Genomic DNA, 17,497 nt, shown 5'->3' with positions numbered 1-17,497 from the left:
TGTGCGTGAGACAGTGTTGGCAACTGATAGCAGTTAGGGAAGCGGTAGCTTAACATTGTTCAAGCAATTGGGAATTTGTGATACAATAGCGAGGAGGTGAGACGATGTTTTTAAAGCGTATTGAGCTGGCTGGTTTTAAATCATTTGCCGATAAAACGGAGCTGGAATTCGTACAAGGCATCACCGCTGTAGTAGGTCCAAACGGCAGTGGGAAAAGTAATATCTCCGATGGTATCCGCTGGGTATTAGGGGAACAGAGTGCCCGCAGTTTGCGCGGCGGCAAGATGGAGGATATTATTTTCGCAGGTAGCGACGCGCGTAAAGCAGTTAATTATGGAGAAGTATCGCTCACACTGGATAATACCGATCAGGCACTGCCGCTGGATTATAATGAGGTGACGGTGACACGCCGTGTGCACCGCAGTGGTGATAGTGAGTATTTAATTAACAGACAGCCGTGCAGACTAAAAGATATTACAGAACTCTTCATGGACACCGGAATCGGTAAAGAAGCTTACTCCATTATCGGACAAGGGCGAATTGAAGAAATTTTAAGTACAAAATCGGAGGATCGCCGGGGCATTTTTGAAGAAGCTGCCGGGATCGTTAAGTATAAATCGCGCAAACGAGAAACAGAAAAAAAGCTTCAGGAAACGGAGCAAAATCTGCTAAGGATTCACGATTTGGTTACAGAGCTGGAGGATCAGATTGAACCTCTTCGTGTGCAGTCGGAAAAAGCAATTCGTTTCAAAGAGCTAAAAAATGAGTTAAAGAGCAGCGAAATAGCTATGTATGTGTACCAAATCGAGGAAATTTATTCTTCTTGGACGGAGACTAACACAAAGCTGGAGAAGCTGAAGCGTGAACAGTTAGAGTTCTCTGCGATTGTAGGACAGCATGATGCGCATTTGGAAAAGCATCGGTGGGAGACTCGAAGGCTTGAGGAGGAAATCGAGCGTTTACAGGAGCATTTGCTGCAGCTAAGTGAGGAATTTGAGAAGTGTGAAGGCCAAGGTGAGGTTCTTAAAGAACGCAAGAAAAATTATTCTTCCAACCAGATGCAGCTGAAGCAAGCTGTGACACAGCAAGAGCAGAGAATGGCCGAGAAGGAAGTGGATTTGACCCTTTTTCGAGAGAAGATTGGTGTTATATCGAATGAATTGATACATTATCAAGCTAAGCTTAAGGCTGAAGAGGATCTGTTACTTGGGGTTGCTGGAGGGATCAGCAGCGGCGAAGAAGACCGATTGAAGGGCGAAATGCTGGAAACCTTGAACCAGATGGCTAATGCGCGCAATGAAGTACGTTATACAGAGCAGCAGATTGAGGCTTTGGGTAAACGGCTCGATCGTCTTGTGGACGAGCGTCGCAAGTGGAAGGAACAGCAGGATAGTATTACTGAACGCAAACGTGTGTTCGATATCCGACTTGAAGGAGTCGTTCGTCAGATTGAAACGGCACGCAATAAGTATCTTGAGTTAACACAAGGTCTAAAATCGAAGCAGCTTCTGTCTGAAGAAGCTCTGTCTACCGTGCGTAAATGGGAGCAGAAGCTGGATGCTCTTGTATCCCGGCGCGATACGATGCGTGAAATGGCCAATGATTATGATGGCTTTATTCATGGAGTTAAAGAAGTTTTGAAAGCCAAGGATCGTAACGAGCTCCGGGGTATTCGCGGCGCTGTGGCTGAGCTCGTAAAGGTACCGGCTAATGTAGAGGTGGCCATGGAAACCGCGTTAGGCGGAGCCTTGCAGCACATCGTTGTAGACAGTGAGTCCAATGGACGCGAGGCCATTGCTTTTTTGAAAAAAAGGCAGCTGGGCCGTGCAACATTTTTGCCGCTTGACGTTATTCGTGGGCGTTCAATTCCAGATAATGAAAAGCGCTCAATCGAAGGAATGGAAGGTTTTGTAGGGATCGGTGTTGATTTGGTCCAGTTTAACGATACATACCGCAATATTATTGGAAGCCTATTAGGTAACGTAATTATTGCAAGCCAGCTGGAGGTTGCCAACCGCATAGCAGCCAAGATCCAGTATCGATACCGTGTTGTTACGCTTGAGGGAGATGTGGTTAATCCCGGCGGTTCGATGACAGGCGGCAGCCAACAGAAGAAAACTACAAGCTTACTTAGCCGTCAACGTCAGATAGAAGAGATGGACAAAGAAATTGCTGATTCAGATAAGCAATTGCAGCAGCTGAGGATGAAAGCTGAGCAAGTGCGTAAGGAGATTGCTTCGGAATCAGGTAAGCTGGAGGAACTACGCTTAACAGGTGAAACTCTGCGCATCGAAGAGCAGCAGATTCGTGCCGGCTTGGAGCCGCTGCAGCATGAAGCCAAGCAGGTAGCTGAGCAGCTGGCGTTATATAGCCAGGACGGCGACACGCTTCAAGCGGAGCGCCGTGAGCTTGAAGCACGCGGCAAGACCGCGGTGGAATCGCTCGAACGATTGCAGGAGGAAGAAGCAATCATACAGCAGGCAATTCGTGAAGCGGAGCTTGCGCGTAAGGCGGGTGAACTCCAGAAGGAGGAGCTGCAGACGCAGCTGACCGACCTGAAAATCAAGGTAGCCTCTTTGTCACAAGAGAAGCAATCGCTGCAGGATCAAGAACGAAGATTTAAGACAGAGTTGTCCGAGCTGCTAACTGAGCTAGATTTAAATCGCAGCCTGGTGCAGCAGTTGGAGCTCGATTTAGCTAATCATCAGCAGGAGACTATACAGCAAATAGAGCAGCTTAACGATATCAAGCTGAAGAAACAGCAATGTTCCGATCAGTTGGATATGAAGCGTGCCGAGCGTTCTGGATGGTTAGTCAAGCTGGAGCAAGAAGAGAACAAGACGCGTGAAGAGCGGGGACAATTGCGCCAAGTCGAGGAGCAACTGCATCAAACTGAGGTACGAGTGACTCGCCTTGATGTGGAGCTTGAAAATTTGCTGAAGAAGCTTGCGGATGATTATGAGCTAAGCTTTGAGCTTGCAAAAGAACGGTATCCGGTACCTGAGGATGTATTGGCCACTCAAAATCAGGTGCGTGAGCTGAAACGTGAAATTGCTATTTTAGGCGTAGTCAATCTTGGCGCCATTGAAGAATTCGAGCGGGTTAATGAGCGCTACCAATTTCTCAGCGAGCAAAAAAACGACCTGGTTGAAGCTAAAACTACGCTGTACCAGGTTATTCATGAGATGGATGAGGAGATGGGAAAACGGTTCCGAATAACATTCGATGCCATCCGCTCCCACTTCGTAGTCGTGTTTGCGAAGCTGTTCGGCGGTGGCCGCGCTGATCTGATTTTGTCCGAGCCTAATAACATGCTCGATACCGGGATTGAGATAGTAGCCCAGCCACCTGGCAAAAAGCTGCAAAATCTGCAGCTTTTATCGGGTGGGGAGCGGGCACTGACGGCCATTGCGCTGTTGTTCTCGATCATCCGTGTGAAGCCGGTACCATTCTGTGTGCTCGATGAAGTCGAGGCTGCATTGGATGAAGCCAATGTGGCAAGGTTTGCCGAATATTTACGTGAATTTTCACAGCAAACCCAGTTCATCGTCGTTACCCACCGCAAAGGAACGATGGAGGAAGCGGATGTGTTGTATGGGGTAACGATGGAAGAAGGCGGCGTATCCAAGCTTGTATCCGTCCGATTGGAAGAGGATGAAGCAATCATTGCCAGCTGACGGTTTGTTTGAAATAAAGAGTAATTGAGAGAAGTTATAATCACATCAAAGGTAAAGGGAGTTTGGCTGGTATGAGTTTTTTTAAACGACTGAAGGAAAGCATTTCCTCAAAGGCTGAGGCTGTTACGAATAAATTTAAAGAGGGCTTAACCAAAACACGGGATGTGTTTGTTGAGCGGGTAGAAGACCTGTTCAGTCGCCGCAAAAAGATTGATGAAGATTTTTATGAGGAGCTGGAGGAAATCTTAATTGGCGCTGACGTTGGCGTTAATACGGTAATGAAGCTGATTGAAGATCTGCGTGCCGAAGTGCGCAAACGGAAGATCGAAGAGCCAAGCGACCTCCAGCCCATTCTTTCTGAAATGCTTATCGCACTGTTGAAGGGTGATGAAAACGCGGGCTTGAAAATGGCCCCTTCCGGCCTTACGGTAATTTTGTTCGTTGGTGTTAATGGTGTTGGTAAGACTACAACGATCGGCAAGCTGGCTCATCACTTGAAATCGCAAGGGAAAAAGGTGATGCTAGCTGCCGGTGACACGTTCCGTGCCGGTGCGATTGAACAGCTGGAGGCTTGGGGGCAGCGTGCCGGAGTGGAGGTCATCAAACAGCATTCCGGTTCCGACCCTGCGGCCGTTATGTTCGATGCACTGCATGCAGCTAAAAGCCGGGGCGTTGATGTGCTATTATGTGATACGGCCGGACGTCTGCAGAACAAAGTCAACCTGATGGAAGAGCTTAATAAGATTTACCGTGTTATTCGCCGCGAAGTTCCAGATGCGCCTCATGAGGTTTTGCTGGTGTTGGACGCTACCACAGGTCAAAATGCGTTAAGTCAAGCGAAGATGTTCGATGAAAAGTCAGGCTTAACGGGACTGGTGCTAACGAAGTTGGACAGCACATCCAAAGGCGGCATTGTAGTAGCCATTCGTCAGGAGCTGAAGCTGCCTGTTAAATTCGTTGGTCTTGGTGAAAAAATGGATGATTTACAGCCGTTCGATTCAGACCAATTCGTTAATGCGCTGTTCAGTAAGTGGATTGCTTCTGAAAACGAAGTGAATTCTGCCTCTGAAAAGGGTTAGTTTAGCGGGAATTAGCAGGGCGAATAAACTGTCAAGTAAAGATGCTTGACATCGTTCTTCATTTTGAGTATGATAGGTACTGTTGTTGCTGTAAAGTGTTTTACCTTAACGGAGGCGAGGCACTGTGACGGAAGATAATATCAATATGCTTACGAAAACGAACCGAATCAATATGTTGGTCGATTTTTATGAGAAGCTTTTGACCGATAAGCAGCAGACATTTTTGAAGCATTACTTTTATGATGATTATTCGCTTGGTGAAATTGCTGCTGAGTTTCAGATCAGCCGTCAAGCGGTCTACGAACATATAAAACGGGCGGAAGCTGCGCTCGAGGATTATGAAGCTAAGCTCCAGCTGCTGTTGAAGCATGAGCAAAGACAGCAGGTTGTGCAGCAGCTTCAACTATTCATGACTGAACTAAAGCCGGAACAAAGGCAGCAAGCCCAGTCTATGATGGAGCAATTGATCAACCTGGATTAGCAAGTAAGTGGTTCTGCTCTTAACCAAGAAGTGCAAAGTAACACTTGAGAGGTGAATTCGGATGGCATTCGAAGGATTAGCAGACCGGCTGCAGAAAGTGTTCAGCAAGCTGAGAGGCAAAGGAAAGCTAACAGAAGACGATGTGAACGAAGCGCTCCGCGAAGTTCGTCTCGCGCTTTTGGAAGCGGATGTTAATTTTAAAGTCGTCAAAGAATTCATTGCCAAAGTAAAGGAACGTGCAATCGGGCAGGAAGTATTGCAAAGCTTTACCCCTGCGATGGTTGTCGTTGACATTGTAAACAAAGAATTGACGGAATTGATGGGTGGATCTCAAAGCAAGCTTGCACGGTCCAACCGTCCACCTACTGTCATTATGATGGTCGGATTGCAAGGGGCGGGTAAAACAACCACAACCGGAAAATTGGCTAAGATGCTCCTGCAGCAAAATCACCGACCGCTTCTGGCAGCCGGAGATATATATCGGCCAGCCGCTATCAAGCAGCTCCAGGTTCTTGGAGAGCAGATAAAGGTTCCCGTGTTCTCGATGGGTGACCAAGTGAGCCCGGTTGAAATTGCAAAGAATGCGCTCCAGCATGCCAAAGATCATGGCAATGACTATTTGATTGTCGATACAGCCGGACGTCTACATATTGATGAAGCGTTGATGGATGAGCTGAAGCAAATCGTTGAAGCCGTTAAGCCGGATGAAATTCTGCTTGTTGTCGACGCGATGACCGGACAAGAAGCCGTTAATGTGGCGGAAAGCTTCCACAAGCAGTTGGAGCTAACGGGTGTAGTACTTACGAAGCTTGACAGTGATACTCGTGGTGGTGCAGCGATATCAGTTAAAGCTGTAACGGGATGTCCTATCAAGTTTGCGGCAATGGGCGAGAAGATGGATGCTCTGGAGCCGTTCCATCCGGATCGGATGGCTTCACGGATTCTCGGTATGGGTGACATGCTTACCTTGATCGAGAAAGCCCAGGCAGGCATCGATGCCGATAAGGCAAAAGAAATGGAACGCAAAATGCGGACCGACGGATTTACCTTTGATGATTTCCTCGATCAGATGGAGCAGGTAAAGAAGCTTGGACCACTCGATCAGATTTTGGATATGCTCCCCGGAGCAGGCAAAATGAAGGGGATTAAGGATATCAAGGTAGACGATAAGCAGATGGCGCGTGTTGCTGCAATCGTTAAATCGATGACCAAGGAAGAACGGCAAAATCCGGACATGCTTAGTCCAAGCCGACGCAAGCGGTTGGCTGCAGGCAGCGGCAACTCGGTGCAGGATGTGAACCGTTTTATCAAGCAATTCGATGATATGCGCAAGATGATGAAGCAGTTTTCCGGCATGATGGGGCCTAAGGGACCTAAGGGCGGACTTAAAGGCTTGAAAGGCAAGTTCGGTAAAGGAATGAAGTTCCCGTTCGGTTAATCCGAAGGAGGAATAAAATCATAGGCAGTTTATTCTAAGTTGGAGGTGATTTTCAATGGCAACACGTATTCGTCTTAAGCGTATTGGTGCTCACAAAGCTCCTTTTTACCGTGTGGTAGTTTCGGATTCCCGTTCTCCGCGTGACGGTCGCTTTATCGAAGAGATTGGTACTTACAACCCGATTACTAAACCGGCAATCGTAAATATTGATGAGGAAAAAGCGCTTAAATGGCTTCAAACTGGCGCTCAAGCTTCTGATACTGTACGCAATCTTTTCAGTCAAGCAGGCATTATGAAAAAGTTTCACGAGTCCAAGCTGCAGAAGTAATCTGCCGATTCGGAGGGTATTATGAAAGATCTAATAACCGTTATCGCTAAGGCGCTGGTTGATCATCCCGACGAAGTAAACGTGAAGGTAGACGAGGACGAACGCGACATTACGTACAAGCTGTCGGTTCATCCCGATGATGTCGGGAAAGTAATCGGTAAGCAAGGGCGTATTGCAAAAGCGCTTCGTACTGTAGTCACTTCAGCAGCAGTTAAAGAAAGCAAGCGGGTCTCGGTTGAAATTGTTTCATAATGGAGATGATAAGGGTTAGGAGAAATCCTAACTCTTTTTCTTCATTTATATATTCATATTCAGATGGCCGGAGGGGCTTTCATGAGCGATAAATTATATACGATCGGTAAAATTGTGAATACTCAAGGAATTCGCGGCGAGCTTAAAATTTTTCCTGAGACGGATTTTCCAGATGAACGGTTTGCCAAAGGAAGCGCTTTAGTTTTCTACGATCCAGAAAAACATACGACCTTACCTGTCATTGTGGAATCGGCACGCGAACATAAAAAGCTGTTCATTATTAAATTTGAAGGCTTCAGCAACATTAATGAAGTTGAGAAGTATAAGGGCTGGCTTTTAAAGGTGGAAGAAAAGTATGTGTTCGAGCTACCCGACGATGAGTTCTATCACCATGAGATCATTGGCTGTACTGTAGTTACGGACGAAGGGGAAGAGCTCGGCACTATTAGCGAAATTTTATCTCCTGGGGCCAACGATGTATGGGTGGTTGAACGTGAGGTTGGAAAACCCGTTTTATTGCCTTATATCGATGAAGTAATCCTAGAGGTCAATATTGCCGAGAAGCGGGTTAAGGCACATATTATGGAAGGTTTATTGGACTGATGAGAGTCGATGTTCTTACTTTGTTTCCCGACATGTTTGACGGAGTCTTTTCAGCGAGCATATTGGGAAAAGCCCGTGACAAGGGATTGGTTGACCTACATACAGTCAATTTCCGTGATTATGCCAATAATAAGCATAACACTGTAGACGATTACCCTTACGGCGGTGGTGGGGGTATGGTACTGAAGGCGGAGCCGATTTTTTCAGCAGTTGAAGCATTAACAGGCTCTTTAAATGGAAGCAATAAACCTCGCATTATTTTAATGTGCCCTCAGGGAGAGCCCTTTTCACAGCGTAAAGCAGAGGAGTTGTCAAAGGAAGAGCACCTCATCTTCATTTGTGGTCATTATGAGGGCTATGATGAGCGGATCCGAGAGTATCTCGTTACTGATGAGCTATCCATTGGAGACTATGTTCTAACAGGCGGTGAACTGCCTGCTATGGTCGTCATCGATAGTGTTGTCCGGCTTCTGCCGGGCGTGCTAGGCAATGAAACCTCTGCGGTCACAGATTCCTTTAGCACGGGCTTGCTGGAATATCCGCATTATACAAGACCCGTTCAATTCCGCGACTGGGAGGTCCCAGAAATATTAGTTTCTGGCCATCATGCTAACATTGAGCAGTGGCGTAGACGGCAGGCGATTTGGCGAACTTGGCAGAAACGTCCTGAGCTGCTGGAGCAAGTGGAGCTGACAGCTAAGGAGAAGCAGTGGCTGGAGGAGCAAAAGGGTAGAAATCGGGACAGCGGGCAGTAGCTTTCTGTTTATATCCTTAAGCTTAGCATCTAAGTCTTTAGCTCTAAGGTTTAAGCGCATCCCAAAGGGACAGCCGTGTTTTGCGTGGCAAAACAGCCGCTTCTAAAACAGTAGCTTAACGCAATAACGGATGGTTCATGCTCCAACTGAGAGCGTGTCCGTTAGGACGATAGCGTTCCTACATGCGGGAGATCCAACGTAAAGCGTGTCTCGTAGGGACGATAGCGATCCCTCCATCAAACTACCTAAGGTGCACCAGCAGGTGTCCAGAGGGCGGCAGCCCTTGGGGCCCTCCCAGCGGGGAGGGTTTGGGTGGGGATTGTCGGGACCCCTTGTATTCGTTCCCCCTTTATGATAATATATACAACGTTGTGGCATTTTTGCCCGATTACGGTGGTCCTCTACGCATGACATCTATAGATTCGACATCGGAGGCGGAATGAACACCTAAGTGGAAGGAGGAAGTCATATATGAGTTTAATTCAAGAAATTACAAAAGAACAAATTCGCCAAGATCTACCTAAGTTTCGTCCAGGTGACACTGTTAAGGTTCACGTGAAAGTTATCGAGGGATCCCGCGAACGGATTCAGCTTTTCGAAGGTGTTGTTATCAAACGCCGCGGGGGCGGAATCAGCGAAACCTTTACTGTTAGAAAAATTTCTTACGGTGTAGGCGTTGAAAGAACGTTTCCTTTAAATTCCCCGAAGATTGACAAGCTCGAAGTGGCTCGCCGTGGTAAAGTTCGTCGTGCGAAGCTATACTACCTGCGTGGTCTTCGTGGTAAAGCAGCTAGAATTCAAGAGATTCGCTAAGAAGAAAACAAACGGGGGCTTGTTTACCAAGCTCCCTTTCGTTTTTTTTGGAGACATTATTTTGTTGAAAGGGCAGGTCTGATATGGAGCAAGAACAAACCATGGAGAAATCGAATCCACTCAAAAATGAAGCATGGGAATGGGTTAAAGCGCTGCTGATTGCTGCGGCTCTCGTTTTTTTTATTCGCTGGTTGATTTTTGCCCCCTTTATTGTCGAAGGGCCGTCCATGGAGCCGAATTTCCACACCGGTGAACGATTGATAGTGAATAAAATTATTTATTCGATGGGAAAACCGGAACGCGGTGAAGTAATTGTATTTCATGCGACTAAAGATAAGGATTACATAAAGCGTGTGATCGCACTGCCTGGTGAAACCGTTAAGGTGGAAGGCGACAAAGTATATGTTAACGGCAAATTGTTAGATGAGCCTTACTTAAAGCAAGCTCTGGATGATGCAGCCAAAAGAGGGACACCCTATAATTCGAGAAATTACTCAGAAAAAACAGTTGCCGATGGAACGGTATTCGTAATGGGAGACAACCGGTCGAACAGCGCAGATAGCCGCGATATCGGGTTTATTGAATATGATAAAATTGTAGGAAGGGCCGATTTAATTTTTTGGCCATTCAAAAATATCAGCTTAGTTCATATGTGAAATATAGAAAGAACTGCTGCTGTACTGAAAAAAGTTGAGGTGACCGTATGACGATACAATGGTTTCCAGGTCACATGACAAGAGCTCGCCGACAAATTGAGGCAAAGCTCAAGCTGATTGATGTCGTGATTGAACTGTTGGATGCACGAATTCCGCTTTCCAGCAGAAACCCGATGATTGATGAAATTTTACAAAATAAACCGCGTTTGGTGCTTCTGAACAAAAATGATTTGGCTGACCCTGAAGTAACTGCTCAATGGGTTACCTATTTTGCTGATAAAGGGCTTCAAGCATTGCCGGTAGATGCAGCTAATGGGAATCAGATGAAAGAGATCATGTCGCGTTGTAAGCAGCTTATGGCTGCGAAGTTCGAGACGCAAATTAGAAAAGGGATTAATCCTCGAGCGGTACGTGGACTTATTGTCGGTATTCCGAATGTCGGAAAATCGACACTGATCAATCGATTGGCGGGACGCAAAATAGCGGCCACCGGAGACAAGCCGGGTGTTACTAAAGGCCAGCAATGGATCAAGGTAGGAACAGAGATGGAACTGCTGGATACTCCAGGTATTTTGTGGCCGAAGTTTGAGGATCAAGAAGTCGGTATGCGGCTTGCTGTTACAGGTGCCATTAAGGAAGAGCTGTTGTATACAGCCGATATTGCTTTGTATGCAGTTCGTTATCTGTGCACTCACTATGGATCGTCTTTAAAAGAACGCTTTGGTATCGAGAAGCTGCCGGAAGATCCTAGTGATACGGATGCCGTCATTGAGGTAATGGAAGCAATAGGGCGAAAAAGAGGAGCTCTGTTAAGCGGCGGCCGGGTAGATTTGGACAAGGCATCCTTAACTATTCTACGGGAGCTGCGTGCAGGCAAAATGGGTAGAATTAGTCTTGAAACGCCAAGTGAAGTATAAATCTTGCAAGCCGGTCACTCCTCAGGGGTGGCTTTTTTGTTTTTTATTCGTTTCCGGCAGACATCGTTTCTAGTATAATGTGCTGTACAAGCTTTTTTTGCTGTAGAGAAAGGAAGAAATACATATATGCTTTTGGAATATGAGCAATCGATTTGGAATCAGGGGATGCTCCATGTAGCCGGAGTAGATGAAGTTGGAAGAGGCTGTCTGTTTGGGGATGTGGTTGCTGCAGCAGTTATTTTACCCCCAGGGCTCGTTTTGGAAGAAGTAAATGATTCAAAGAAGCTGAGTGTAAAGAAACGGGAGCATTTATACGAATTGATCAATAAGGAAGCTATCTCTATCGGAATTGGAATAGTAGACGTGAGGACGATAGAACAAATTAATATTAAGCAAGCGGCGCGTCTAGCCATGAAGCAAGCTGTAGAGAAGCTGGATCCATGCCCTGATTATTTATTGGTGGACGCTGAGAAGGTCGATCTCCCATTGGAGCAAATGGCTATCATTCATGGAGACGCATTAAGTCAGTCGATTGCTGCTGCGTCGATTATCGCTAAAGTTACCCGCGACCGTATGTGTTTACAGTGGGAGGTACAGTTTCCAGAGTATGGTATCGCCTTACATAAGGGTTATGCAACAAAGCTGCATCGTGAACGCATTCAAGAATACGGCGCAACTTCCCTTCATCGAAAAACATTCCTGAAAAATATTTTGGTTGAGGTAGAACAGCAGGAGCTTTTTTAACAGAGCACCTGGAAACACTGCAAGATGTATCAACAAAAGCCGATATAATAGATAAATATAAATTGCTGGAAGGTGTGCGGTCTTGAATATTAGCGGATTAATTCGAAGCTTAATCGGTGACACCCAAGCGGCTGAGCCCAGAAAACTGGAGTTAAAGGTAGGGGAAGTTGTTAAAGGGTTGGTACTGCAGCTGCTAGCTGATCAGGACGCACTTATAAATATTGGCGGCGTGCAGGTTAGAGCCAAATTGGAAACACCTCTGAAGCAAGGTGAGGTAACTCTGCTTCAGGTTCAGCCGGAAACAACGCAGTCTGGCCAAATCGTGCTTAAGCCACTAGATGCATCGGGCGTGCAAATTGCAGATACTTCTTTGGCCGAGGTGCTTAAGAATGTCTCCATGCAGGATAACGCGCCTAATCGGCAAATCATTCAAACACTTCATCAATCGGGTATTCCGATTACGAAGGATAATGTTCAAGCCTTCACTCAACTCCAGGCTCAGGTGACTTCTCAGCAGATGGAAGATTTGCTTCCTTCAGCAGCTGTTGCTTTTCAAAAAGGACTTCCTCTAACATTGGATACGGTATCGGCAGTAAGACAAACAATCGCTGGACCCGCGTTTCATGAAACGATTCAGCAGCTGGATTCACAGTTGAACAAGTTGCTGGGCGAGGAGCACGGTTTATCAGGCGCAACACGATCTGCTCTGGATACCGTGAAGCAAGTGGTTGCCATGATCAAGGATTCCTCGAATCAAGTCCTACCGCAGCAGACGGGGCTTGCTACAGAGGTTTTGTCGAGCGCAGGTGAGAGTGAAACCCAGACTGCCAAAAGTACGGCCGTTGTGACAACCAGCCCCCTGTTAACATCAGGTGCAGGTGCTGCGAATTCAATGAATGAAGGTTCTAATCTTACTGGGCAAACAGGAAGTGCACAAGCGACGTTAAATGGAAATAACAGCATTCCCAAGTCGGGGCCTTCTACTCTACCGCAAGGTGATGTAACGGGAACTTCTGCTTCTACAGTCAGTTCAGACCAAGCCGAACCAAACGGACAGTCTGCTCAAGCGTCAGCTGCATCCAGACTGACAGCGCAAACCGTAGGAGCGGCTGCTGCAGGTTTGAATGGCGGACAAGCAGTAACGACTGATGACGGACTTGGTCAAGCACCTACTGCGACAAACACGCCATCACCACTTGCCAGCCAAAGCGTAACTCCAACAGCTGGCAAGGCTAGCTCCGGGAGCACTGCGGAACTTAACAATAATCCCACTGGCAATACAGCAAAGGGAGCTGAAACAGCTGTAACATCAAGTGGTGGAAATTCACAAGAAACAAGCTCTAATGACCATTGGCTTCCCAAGATGATGAAGGCATTGGGAATTGAGCATGAGCATCATATTGGCAAACTGCCTGATAGGATGGTCCAAGGTGGCTCATCCAATAGCGAATGGGGAACACAAGCTACTCCGAATCCGGCTGCGACTTCATTGGAAGATCAGCAGAAGTCCAGTGAAACGTTAAAAAGCGCATTGCTGCAATTGATGCAGGCAGATGATGTGCCACCCGCGTTCAAGGAGTCTGCTCAACAGGCCGTTCAACAGATAACCGGTCAGCAGCTGCTATTGAATTCAGACAGAGCCTCGATGTTTTCGCATATTACATTGTTTGTACCGTTGATGAATGCGAACGGTGAGCAAACGGCAGCGGTTCATATCCAGTCACGCAAGGGGGCGCGAGGGGAAATCGATGCGCAGAATTGCCGTCTTGTATTTGATCTCCGAATGAAATCTCTTGGGGATACGATGGTTGATGTGCAGGTGGTGGACCGAATTGTAAGCTTGCGTGTGTTAAATGATCAGCCCTTCATCCATGAGCTTTTGGAATCGAATCGCGAAGAGATTGCGGCAGGTCTTTCAAGTATTGGCTATCAGTTTATCTCCATAAAATGCGGTCCATATCCAGAAAAAGGACAAGATTTACAAGGGGCATCCGCTGAATCTTCAGGAAATAAGCAGGAAAACCCTGTGACCTCTCACCTGCAAGCAGTTTACGGAAAAAAAGCATACAAAGGAATGGATGTTCGCGTATGATGGAAAACAACCGGAGTCCCATCAAAAAAGCGGTAGCTCTAAAATATTCGCCTGATAATAAAAGTGCCCCCACATTGGTTGCCAAAGGTAAGGGGAATGTAGCTGAAGCCATCATGAAGAAAGCTAAGGACAACGGAGTTCCTGTCCAAGAGGATTCCTCGTTGGTTGAGGTTTTGTCCAAGCTGGACCTGGACCAGGAGATTCCTCCGGAGCTGTACAAGCTTGTGGCCGAAGTTTTAAGCTTTATTTACCGCTCTGATGGTCGTGCGAAGCAGCAGCAGATCAGAAAGAGGTCTAATGAGTAATGTGAAGCTTACACGTAAAATGCTGGGTGCATTGGGAGAACAATATGCGCTTGAGCATCTACAAGCATTGAACTACTCGATTCTGGCTCAAAATTGGCGCTGTCGGACCGGAGAAATTGATTTGATCGGTATGGATGGAGAATTGCTGATTATTATTGAGGTTCGTACTCGCAGCGGAAGTACTTCCTTCGGCATGCCGCAGGAATCCATTAATGCTTTGAAACAACAAAAGGTTAGGGAAACGGCATATTTCTACACTCACCGTCACCAGCTTCTCGATCGCCAACTAAGGTTTGATGTCATATCTATTGTTACAGACAGGGAGGGGCAGCTCCTCACATTAGACCATATACCGAACGCATTCTAGCAGGAAATGGCTTAGAGTGCTTTTTTTTGTATTTCTCAAGAATAGTTTAAAGGTTATGTCACATCTATGAAATCGCTTGCATATATATAAAATATGATAGAGCAAGCAGATGGAGGTGTGACCATGATTGTCAAAAATGTATTGTCTTCTTTTATTGGCGTATGGTTTATATTCACCCCTTGGATTTTTGGCTTCACGGGAAATAGCACAGAATACTATACTTGTCTCACATTTGGAAGTATCCAGTTTATTTTCTCGCTTCTTGCAAGTATGAAACCATGGAAATTTTCTGTAATGAACTGGGCCCCTCTTTTAACTGGCGTATGGTTTATCATTTTTCCTAATGCATTCGATATGTATATTGTGGATATTGTGGTGCTTGAAATACTGGGGCTTGCGACGATTTTGCTTAATTATGCGCTCATTTTTCCTGAATCCCAATAACCAACTATAATAATAAATATCCCCTCGATTCATAATAACTGCATATTTAGTACAAGAAACGTGCAGACTTTACCTATTAACTTATCGAGAAGAAGGGGATAGCTGTGTTTTCCAAGGTAAAAACAATGTTTAAAGATTATTTTATATCTGAGCAGAATAATGACTACGTTTATTACCCGACTGAAGACGGTGTTTTTGCTTACTATTACCGCGAAAATGAAGAGAACAATACGGTTACCAATGAATTGGAAAATGATATCGGCAAAAACAGTTAATAAATGAGCGTAGTTTTTCTACTTAGAAGCCTAAAACTCCTCCGTCAAGGTTGAGCTTTAGGCTTTTGTTTGATTCAACCCGTATAAAAATTTTTAAATTAAAAAGAACGAGAATAGTTTTTTTTATCCAGGCTCCGGTATTGCAACGCTTCGGCAATGTGGGGGGACTCTATGTGTACACTTTCTTCAATATCAGCAATCGTTCGGGCTATTTTTAAGACACGGTCATAGGCTCGCACGCTTAATCCTAAGATTTCAAATGATTTCCGAAGCAGCATTTCAGCATCGGTTTGAAGTCTGCAATGTATTTTCAGAAGCTTGCCTGTAAGCTCACCGTTAAACATGATGCCACATTTTTTATAACGTTCAAGCTGAATGTGCCTCACACGATCCACTTGTTCTTTCATTTCCAGTGAGGACAGCTGCGGCTGAGCTTCCAGAATTTGAGCATAATCGATTCGAGGAACCTCTACCTGCAGATCGATCCGGTCAAGCAGGGGACCCGAAATTTTGGAACGATAGTGTTCAATCTTCAACGGGCTGCATGTGCAGGGATGTGAAGCAGTTTCAGCACCAAAATATCCGCACGGACAAGGGTTCATTGAAGCAGCCATAATAAACTGAGCTGGGAAGCTATATACTGCACGGGCTCGTCCAATCGTCACATGCCGGTCTTCAAGAGGCTGCCGAAGAACTTCAAGCACGGCTCTTGAGAATTCGGGGAGCTCGTCAAGAAATAGTACGCCGCGATGAGCTAGGCTGATTTCACCTGGCTTGGGAATAGTGCCTCCTCCGACTAATCCAGCAGCTGAGATCGTATGGTGAGGCATACGGAAGGGGCGTTTACTAATCAAGCTGCTGCGGTCGGAAAATTTTCCGGAGGCGCTGTATATTTTCGTCACATCCAACGACTCCTGCTCGGACATGTCAGGGAGGATCGTAGGCAATCTTTTAACCAGCATTGTTTTGCCAGTACCTGGAGGACCTAACAGTATAATATTGTGCATACCTGCGGCACATATCATCAAAGCTCTTTTAACATGCAGTTGTCCGCACACATCGCTGTAATCCTCACTATATGAAAGGGCATCATCAGCTTTACTGTCCGGATTTATTAAATGCCGATAAATATTAGTATCATTAACAATAATCTTGTCCTGTTGAAGCTCGCTAATATGGGACAATGACGATACCTTCATCCCTGCGATAAGTGCGGCTTCTTCCGCATTGTGGCGTGGAACGATGACGCGCTCTATTCCTTTATCCTTGGCGTTAGCCATCATGGACAGAACGCCTGGAACCGGACGGACAGAGCCGTCCAGCGCAAGCTCCCCCAAAATCAGAGTATCCTCTGGCTGCTCCAGCTTTAGCTGCCCGCTGGTGGCTAAAATACCGAGAGCGATGGCCAAATCGAATGCAGCTCCTTCCTTGCGAACATCAGCGGGAGCCAAATTCACAGTGATTCGCTGTAAAGGAAACGTGTATCCGCAGTTTTTTATAGCCGCACGTACGCGCTCCATCGATTCTTTGACAGCGCTGTCCGGCAAGCCTACTATATTCATTTGAGGGAGACCATTACTTAAATCCACTTCTACCTCGACCAGTTTTCCTTCAACACCATGCAAGCAGGCACTTATTACTTTACCGTACATAACAAAGAACACCTCTCCTTGGAATAAGATCCATGGCCAAAGGTGCTTCCTTATATGCCTTATGATTTGGTTTAATTGTACATGCAAGCACAGTTTTTGGCAATTCACTTTAGAGTCAACGGTTAAACCTGATGAAAACTGGTTATACAGATAAAGAGGTGATGAGAAATGCAGGACAAACCTTATTTCTGTCCAAACTGTAGATCAAACCGGGTAAAATTCAGTGTGATTTCAAGTTTCTCGCAGCGGTTTCTTAAGGATGCTCTATCAGGCTCTGTACAAGAGGTAACAGAAGCTCAACAAATTCAAGAAGCAGAACCTATTATTCAATGCTTGGTGTGCAGCTTCACGGGCAATGAAATGCGGTTTATTAAGCAAGCAGAGAGAGAACCGCGGATGACGACGTCCACAGATCCCAGCTATACGTGATTATTAATATGGATGGCTATGCCAATGAGAATTCAGCGCATTTTTCTGAAAGATTGTTCAGAAGAATGCGTTTTTGTTATGCTTTCTATTTCCTTGGGAATGATATAATACGTGAAATTTTTCAGTGGCATAAAAAAGATTGATTGAAAAATGACAGCTTTACAAGAAAAAAAGAGGAAACCGTCGAAGA

General features: G+C 46.0%; 19 protein-coding genes. 18 read left to right on the top strand and 1 reads right to left on the bottom strand.

The annotated features are described in order from the left end of the window. Positions 1-104: 104 nt before the first annotated feature. From smc to NV381_RS06390, 17 genes are all read left to right on the top strand, one after another. Positions 105-3,677: a chromosome segregation protein SMC gene (gene smc / locus NV381_RS06470; RefSeq protein WP_258212446.1), complete on the top strand. Its 3,573-nt coding sequence runs from the start codon at positions 105-107 to the stop codon at positions 3,675-3,677. 71 nt (positions 3,678-3,748) lie between these two features. After that, the gene (gene ftsY / locus NV381_RS06465) at positions 3,749-4,756 is read left to right on the top strand and encodes a signal recognition particle-docking protein FtsY (RefSeq protein ID WP_258212445.1); all 1,008 of its coding nucleotides are present in this window, start codon (positions 3,749-3,751) and stop codon (positions 4,754-4,756) included. Between the two features lie 145 nt (positions 4,757-4,901). Further along, positions 4,902-5,237 (top strand): putative DNA-binding protein, encoded by a 336-nt coding sequence (locus tag NV381_RS06460; protein WP_379370775.1) that lies wholly within the window; start codon positions 4,902-4,904, stop codon positions 5,235-5,237. Positions 5,238-5,298: 61 nt separating this feature from the next. Next, entirely contained in the window at positions 5,299-6,675 is a 1,377-nt protein-coding gene (ffh, locus tag NV381_RS06455; protein WP_258212443.1) for a signal recognition particle protein, read from the top strand. 55 nt (positions 6,676-6,730) lie between these two features. Further along, positions 6,731-7,003, top strand: a complete 273-nt coding sequence (rpsP, locus tag NV381_RS06450) for a 30S ribosomal protein S16 (RefSeq protein ID WP_171651650.1) — start codon at positions 6,731-6,733, stop codon at positions 7,001-7,003. Between the two features lie 21 nt (positions 7,004-7,024). Continuing rightward, entirely contained in the window at positions 7,025-7,255 is a 231-nt protein-coding gene (locus NV381_RS06445) for a KH domain-containing protein (RefSeq protein WP_171651649.1), read from the top strand. Positions 7,256-7,336: 81 nt separating this feature from the next. After that, positions 7,337-7,858 carry a ribosome maturation factor RimM gene (rimM, locus tag NV381_RS06440; protein ID WP_258212442.1) on the top strand — a complete coding sequence of 174 codons (522 nt, stop codon included), beginning with the start codon at positions 7,337-7,339 and terminating at the stop codon, positions 7,856-7,858. After that, positions 7,858-8,613 (top strand): tRNA (guanosine(37)-N1)-methyltransferase TrmD, encoded by a 756-nt coding sequence (gene trmD / locus NV381_RS06435; RefSeq protein WP_258212441.1) that lies wholly within the window; start codon positions 7,858-7,860, stop codon positions 8,611-8,613. The genes rimM and trmD overlap by 1 nt, the downstream gene beginning before the upstream one ends. Positions 8,614-9,084: 471 nt before the next feature. Next, on the top strand, positions 9,085-9,426 hold the full coding sequence (gene rplS, locus NV381_RS06430; protein ID WP_171651646.1) for a 50S ribosomal protein L19: 342 nt from the start codon (positions 9,085-9,087) through the stop codon (positions 9,424-9,426). Positions 9,427-9,509: 83 nt separating this feature from the next. After that, positions 9,510-10,082 (top strand): signal peptidase I, encoded by a 573-nt coding sequence (gene lepB, locus NV381_RS06425; RefSeq protein WP_258212440.1) that lies wholly within the window; start codon positions 9,510-9,512, stop codon positions 10,080-10,082. A 47-nt stretch (positions 10,083-10,129) separates the two neighbouring features. Beyond that, positions 10,130-10,999 (top strand): ribosome biogenesis GTPase YlqF, encoded by an 870-nt coding sequence (gene ylqF, locus NV381_RS06420; protein WP_258212439.1) that lies wholly within the window; start codon positions 10,130-10,132, stop codon positions 10,997-10,999. Positions 11,000-11,125: 126 nt separating this feature from the next. After that, complete coding sequence (locus tag NV381_RS06415; protein ID WP_258212438.1) at positions 11,126-11,743, top strand: ribonuclease HII; 618 nt, start codon at positions 11,126-11,128, stop codon at positions 11,741-11,743. 82 nt (positions 11,744-11,825) lie between these two features. Further along, entirely contained in the window at positions 11,826-13,835 is a 2,010-nt protein-coding gene (locus NV381_RS06410) for a hypothetical protein (RefSeq protein WP_258212437.1), read from the top strand. After that, the gene (locus NV381_RS06405; protein WP_258212436.1) at positions 13,832-14,140 is read left to right on the top strand and encodes an EscU/YscU/HrcU family type III secretion system export apparatus switch protein; all 309 of its coding nucleotides are present in this window, start codon (positions 13,832-13,834) and stop codon (positions 14,138-14,140) included. The genes NV381_RS06410 and NV381_RS06405 overlap by 4 nt, the downstream gene beginning before the upstream one ends. Beyond that, on the top strand, positions 14,133-14,507 hold the full coding sequence (locus NV381_RS06400; RefSeq protein WP_258212435.1) for a YraN family protein: 375 nt from the start codon (positions 14,133-14,135) through the stop codon (positions 14,505-14,507). The genes NV381_RS06405 and NV381_RS06400 overlap by 8 nt, the downstream gene beginning before the upstream one ends. Positions 14,508-14,630: 123 nt before the next feature. Further along, on the top strand, positions 14,631-14,951 hold the full coding sequence (locus NV381_RS06395; RefSeq protein ID WP_258212434.1) for an SPW repeat domain-containing protein: 321 nt from the start codon (positions 14,631-14,633) through the stop codon (positions 14,949-14,951). Between the two features lie 104 nt (positions 14,952-15,055). Next, positions 15,056-15,226 (top strand): hypothetical protein, encoded by a 171-nt coding sequence (locus NV381_RS06390; RefSeq protein WP_258212433.1) that lies wholly within the window; start codon positions 15,056-15,058, stop codon positions 15,224-15,226. A gap of 98 nt (positions 15,227-15,324) precedes the next feature. Here the strand turns inward: NV381_RS06390 and NV381_RS06385 are convergent, their stop codons facing one another. Beyond that, positions 15,325-16,878, bottom strand: coding sequence for a YifB family Mg chelatase-like AAA ATPase (locus NV381_RS06385; RefSeq protein ID WP_258212432.1), 1,554 nt, complete (start codon positions 16,876-16,878; stop codon positions 15,325-15,327). A 168-nt stretch (positions 16,879-17,046) separates the two neighbouring features. On the opposite strand from NV381_RS06385, the gene NV381_RS06380 reads away from it, so the two are divergent. Further along, complete coding sequence (locus NV381_RS06380; protein ID WP_258212431.1) at positions 17,047-17,307, top strand: hypothetical protein; 261 nt, start codon at positions 17,047-17,049, stop codon at positions 17,305-17,307. Positions 17,308-17,497: the final 190 nt, after the last annotated feature.

The organism is Paenibacillus radicis (ex Xue et al. 2023), from assembly GCF_024722015.1.
Taxonomy (GTDB): Bacteria; Bacillota; Bacilli; order Paenibacillales; family NBRC-103111; genus Paenibacillus_S.
The sequence above is the reverse complement of the archived record's forward strand: the minus strand, read 5'-3'. Positions and strand labels throughout refer to the sequence as shown.

What these genes read in the sequence shown, in the direction of transcription:
- NV381_RS06460 (WP_379370775.1), top strand. Translation starts at nt 4,902, where the DNA reads ATGCTTACGAAAACGAACCGAATCAATATGTTGGTCGATTTTTATGAG.
- NV381_RS06405 (WP_258212436.1), top strand. Translation starts at nt 13,832, where the DNA reads ATGATGGAAAACAACCGGAGTCCCATCAAAAAAGCGGTAGCTCTAAAA.
- rimM (WP_258212442.1), top strand. Translation starts at nt 7,337, where the DNA reads ATGAGCGATAAATTATATACGATCGGTAAAATTGTGAATACTCAAGGA.
- NV381_RS06445 (WP_171651649.1), top strand. Translation starts at nt 7,025, where the DNA reads ATGAAAGATCTAATAACCGTTATCGCTAAGGCGCTGGTTGATCATCCC.
- lepB (WP_258212440.1), top strand. Translation starts at nt 9,510, where the DNA reads ATGGAGCAAGAACAAACCATGGAGAAATCGAATCCACTCAAAAATGAA.
- ffh (WP_258212443.1), top strand. Translation starts at nt 5,299, where the DNA reads ATGGCATTCGAAGGATTAGCAGACCGGCTGCAGAAAGTGTTCAGCAAG.
- NV381_RS06415 (WP_258212438.1), top strand. Translation starts at nt 11,126, where the DNA reads ATGCTTTTGGAATATGAGCAATCGATTTGGAATCAGGGGATGCTCCAT.
- rpsP (WP_171651650.1), top strand. Translation starts at nt 6,731, where the DNA reads ATGGCAACACGTATTCGTCTTAAGCGTATTGGTGCTCACAAAGCTCCT.
- NV381_RS06395 (WP_258212434.1), top strand. Translation starts at nt 14,631, where the DNA reads ATGATTGTCAAAAATGTATTGTCTTCTTTTATTGGCGTATGGTTTATA.
- rplS (WP_171651646.1), top strand. Translation starts at nt 9,085, where the DNA reads ATGAGTTTAATTCAAGAAATTACAAAAGAACAAATTCGCCAAGATCTA.
- NV381_RS06385 (WP_258212432.1), bottom strand. Translation starts at nt 16,878, where the DNA reads ATGTACGGTAAAGTAATAAGTGCCTGCTTGCATGGTGTTGAAGGAAAA.
- smc (WP_258212446.1), top strand. Translation starts at nt 105, where the DNA reads ATGTTTTTAAAGCGTATTGAGCTGGCTGGTTTTAAATCATTTGCCGAT.
- ylqF (WP_258212439.1), top strand. Translation starts at nt 10,130, where the DNA reads ATGACGATACAATGGTTTCCAGGTCACATGACAAGAGCTCGCCGACAA.
- NV381_RS06380 (WP_258212431.1), top strand. Translation starts at nt 17,047, where the DNA reads ATGCAGGACAAACCTTATTTCTGTCCAAACTGTAGATCAAACCGGGTA.
- trmD (WP_258212441.1), top strand. Translation starts at nt 7,858, where the DNA reads ATGAGAGTCGATGTTCTTACTTTGTTTCCCGACATGTTTGACGGAGTC.
- ftsY (WP_258212445.1), top strand. Translation starts at nt 3,749, where the DNA reads ATGAGTTTTTTTAAACGACTGAAGGAAAGCATTTCCTCAAAGGCTGAG.
- NV381_RS06400 (WP_258212435.1), top strand. Translation starts at nt 14,133, where the DNA reads ATGAGTAATGTGAAGCTTACACGTAAAATGCTGGGTGCATTGGGAGAA.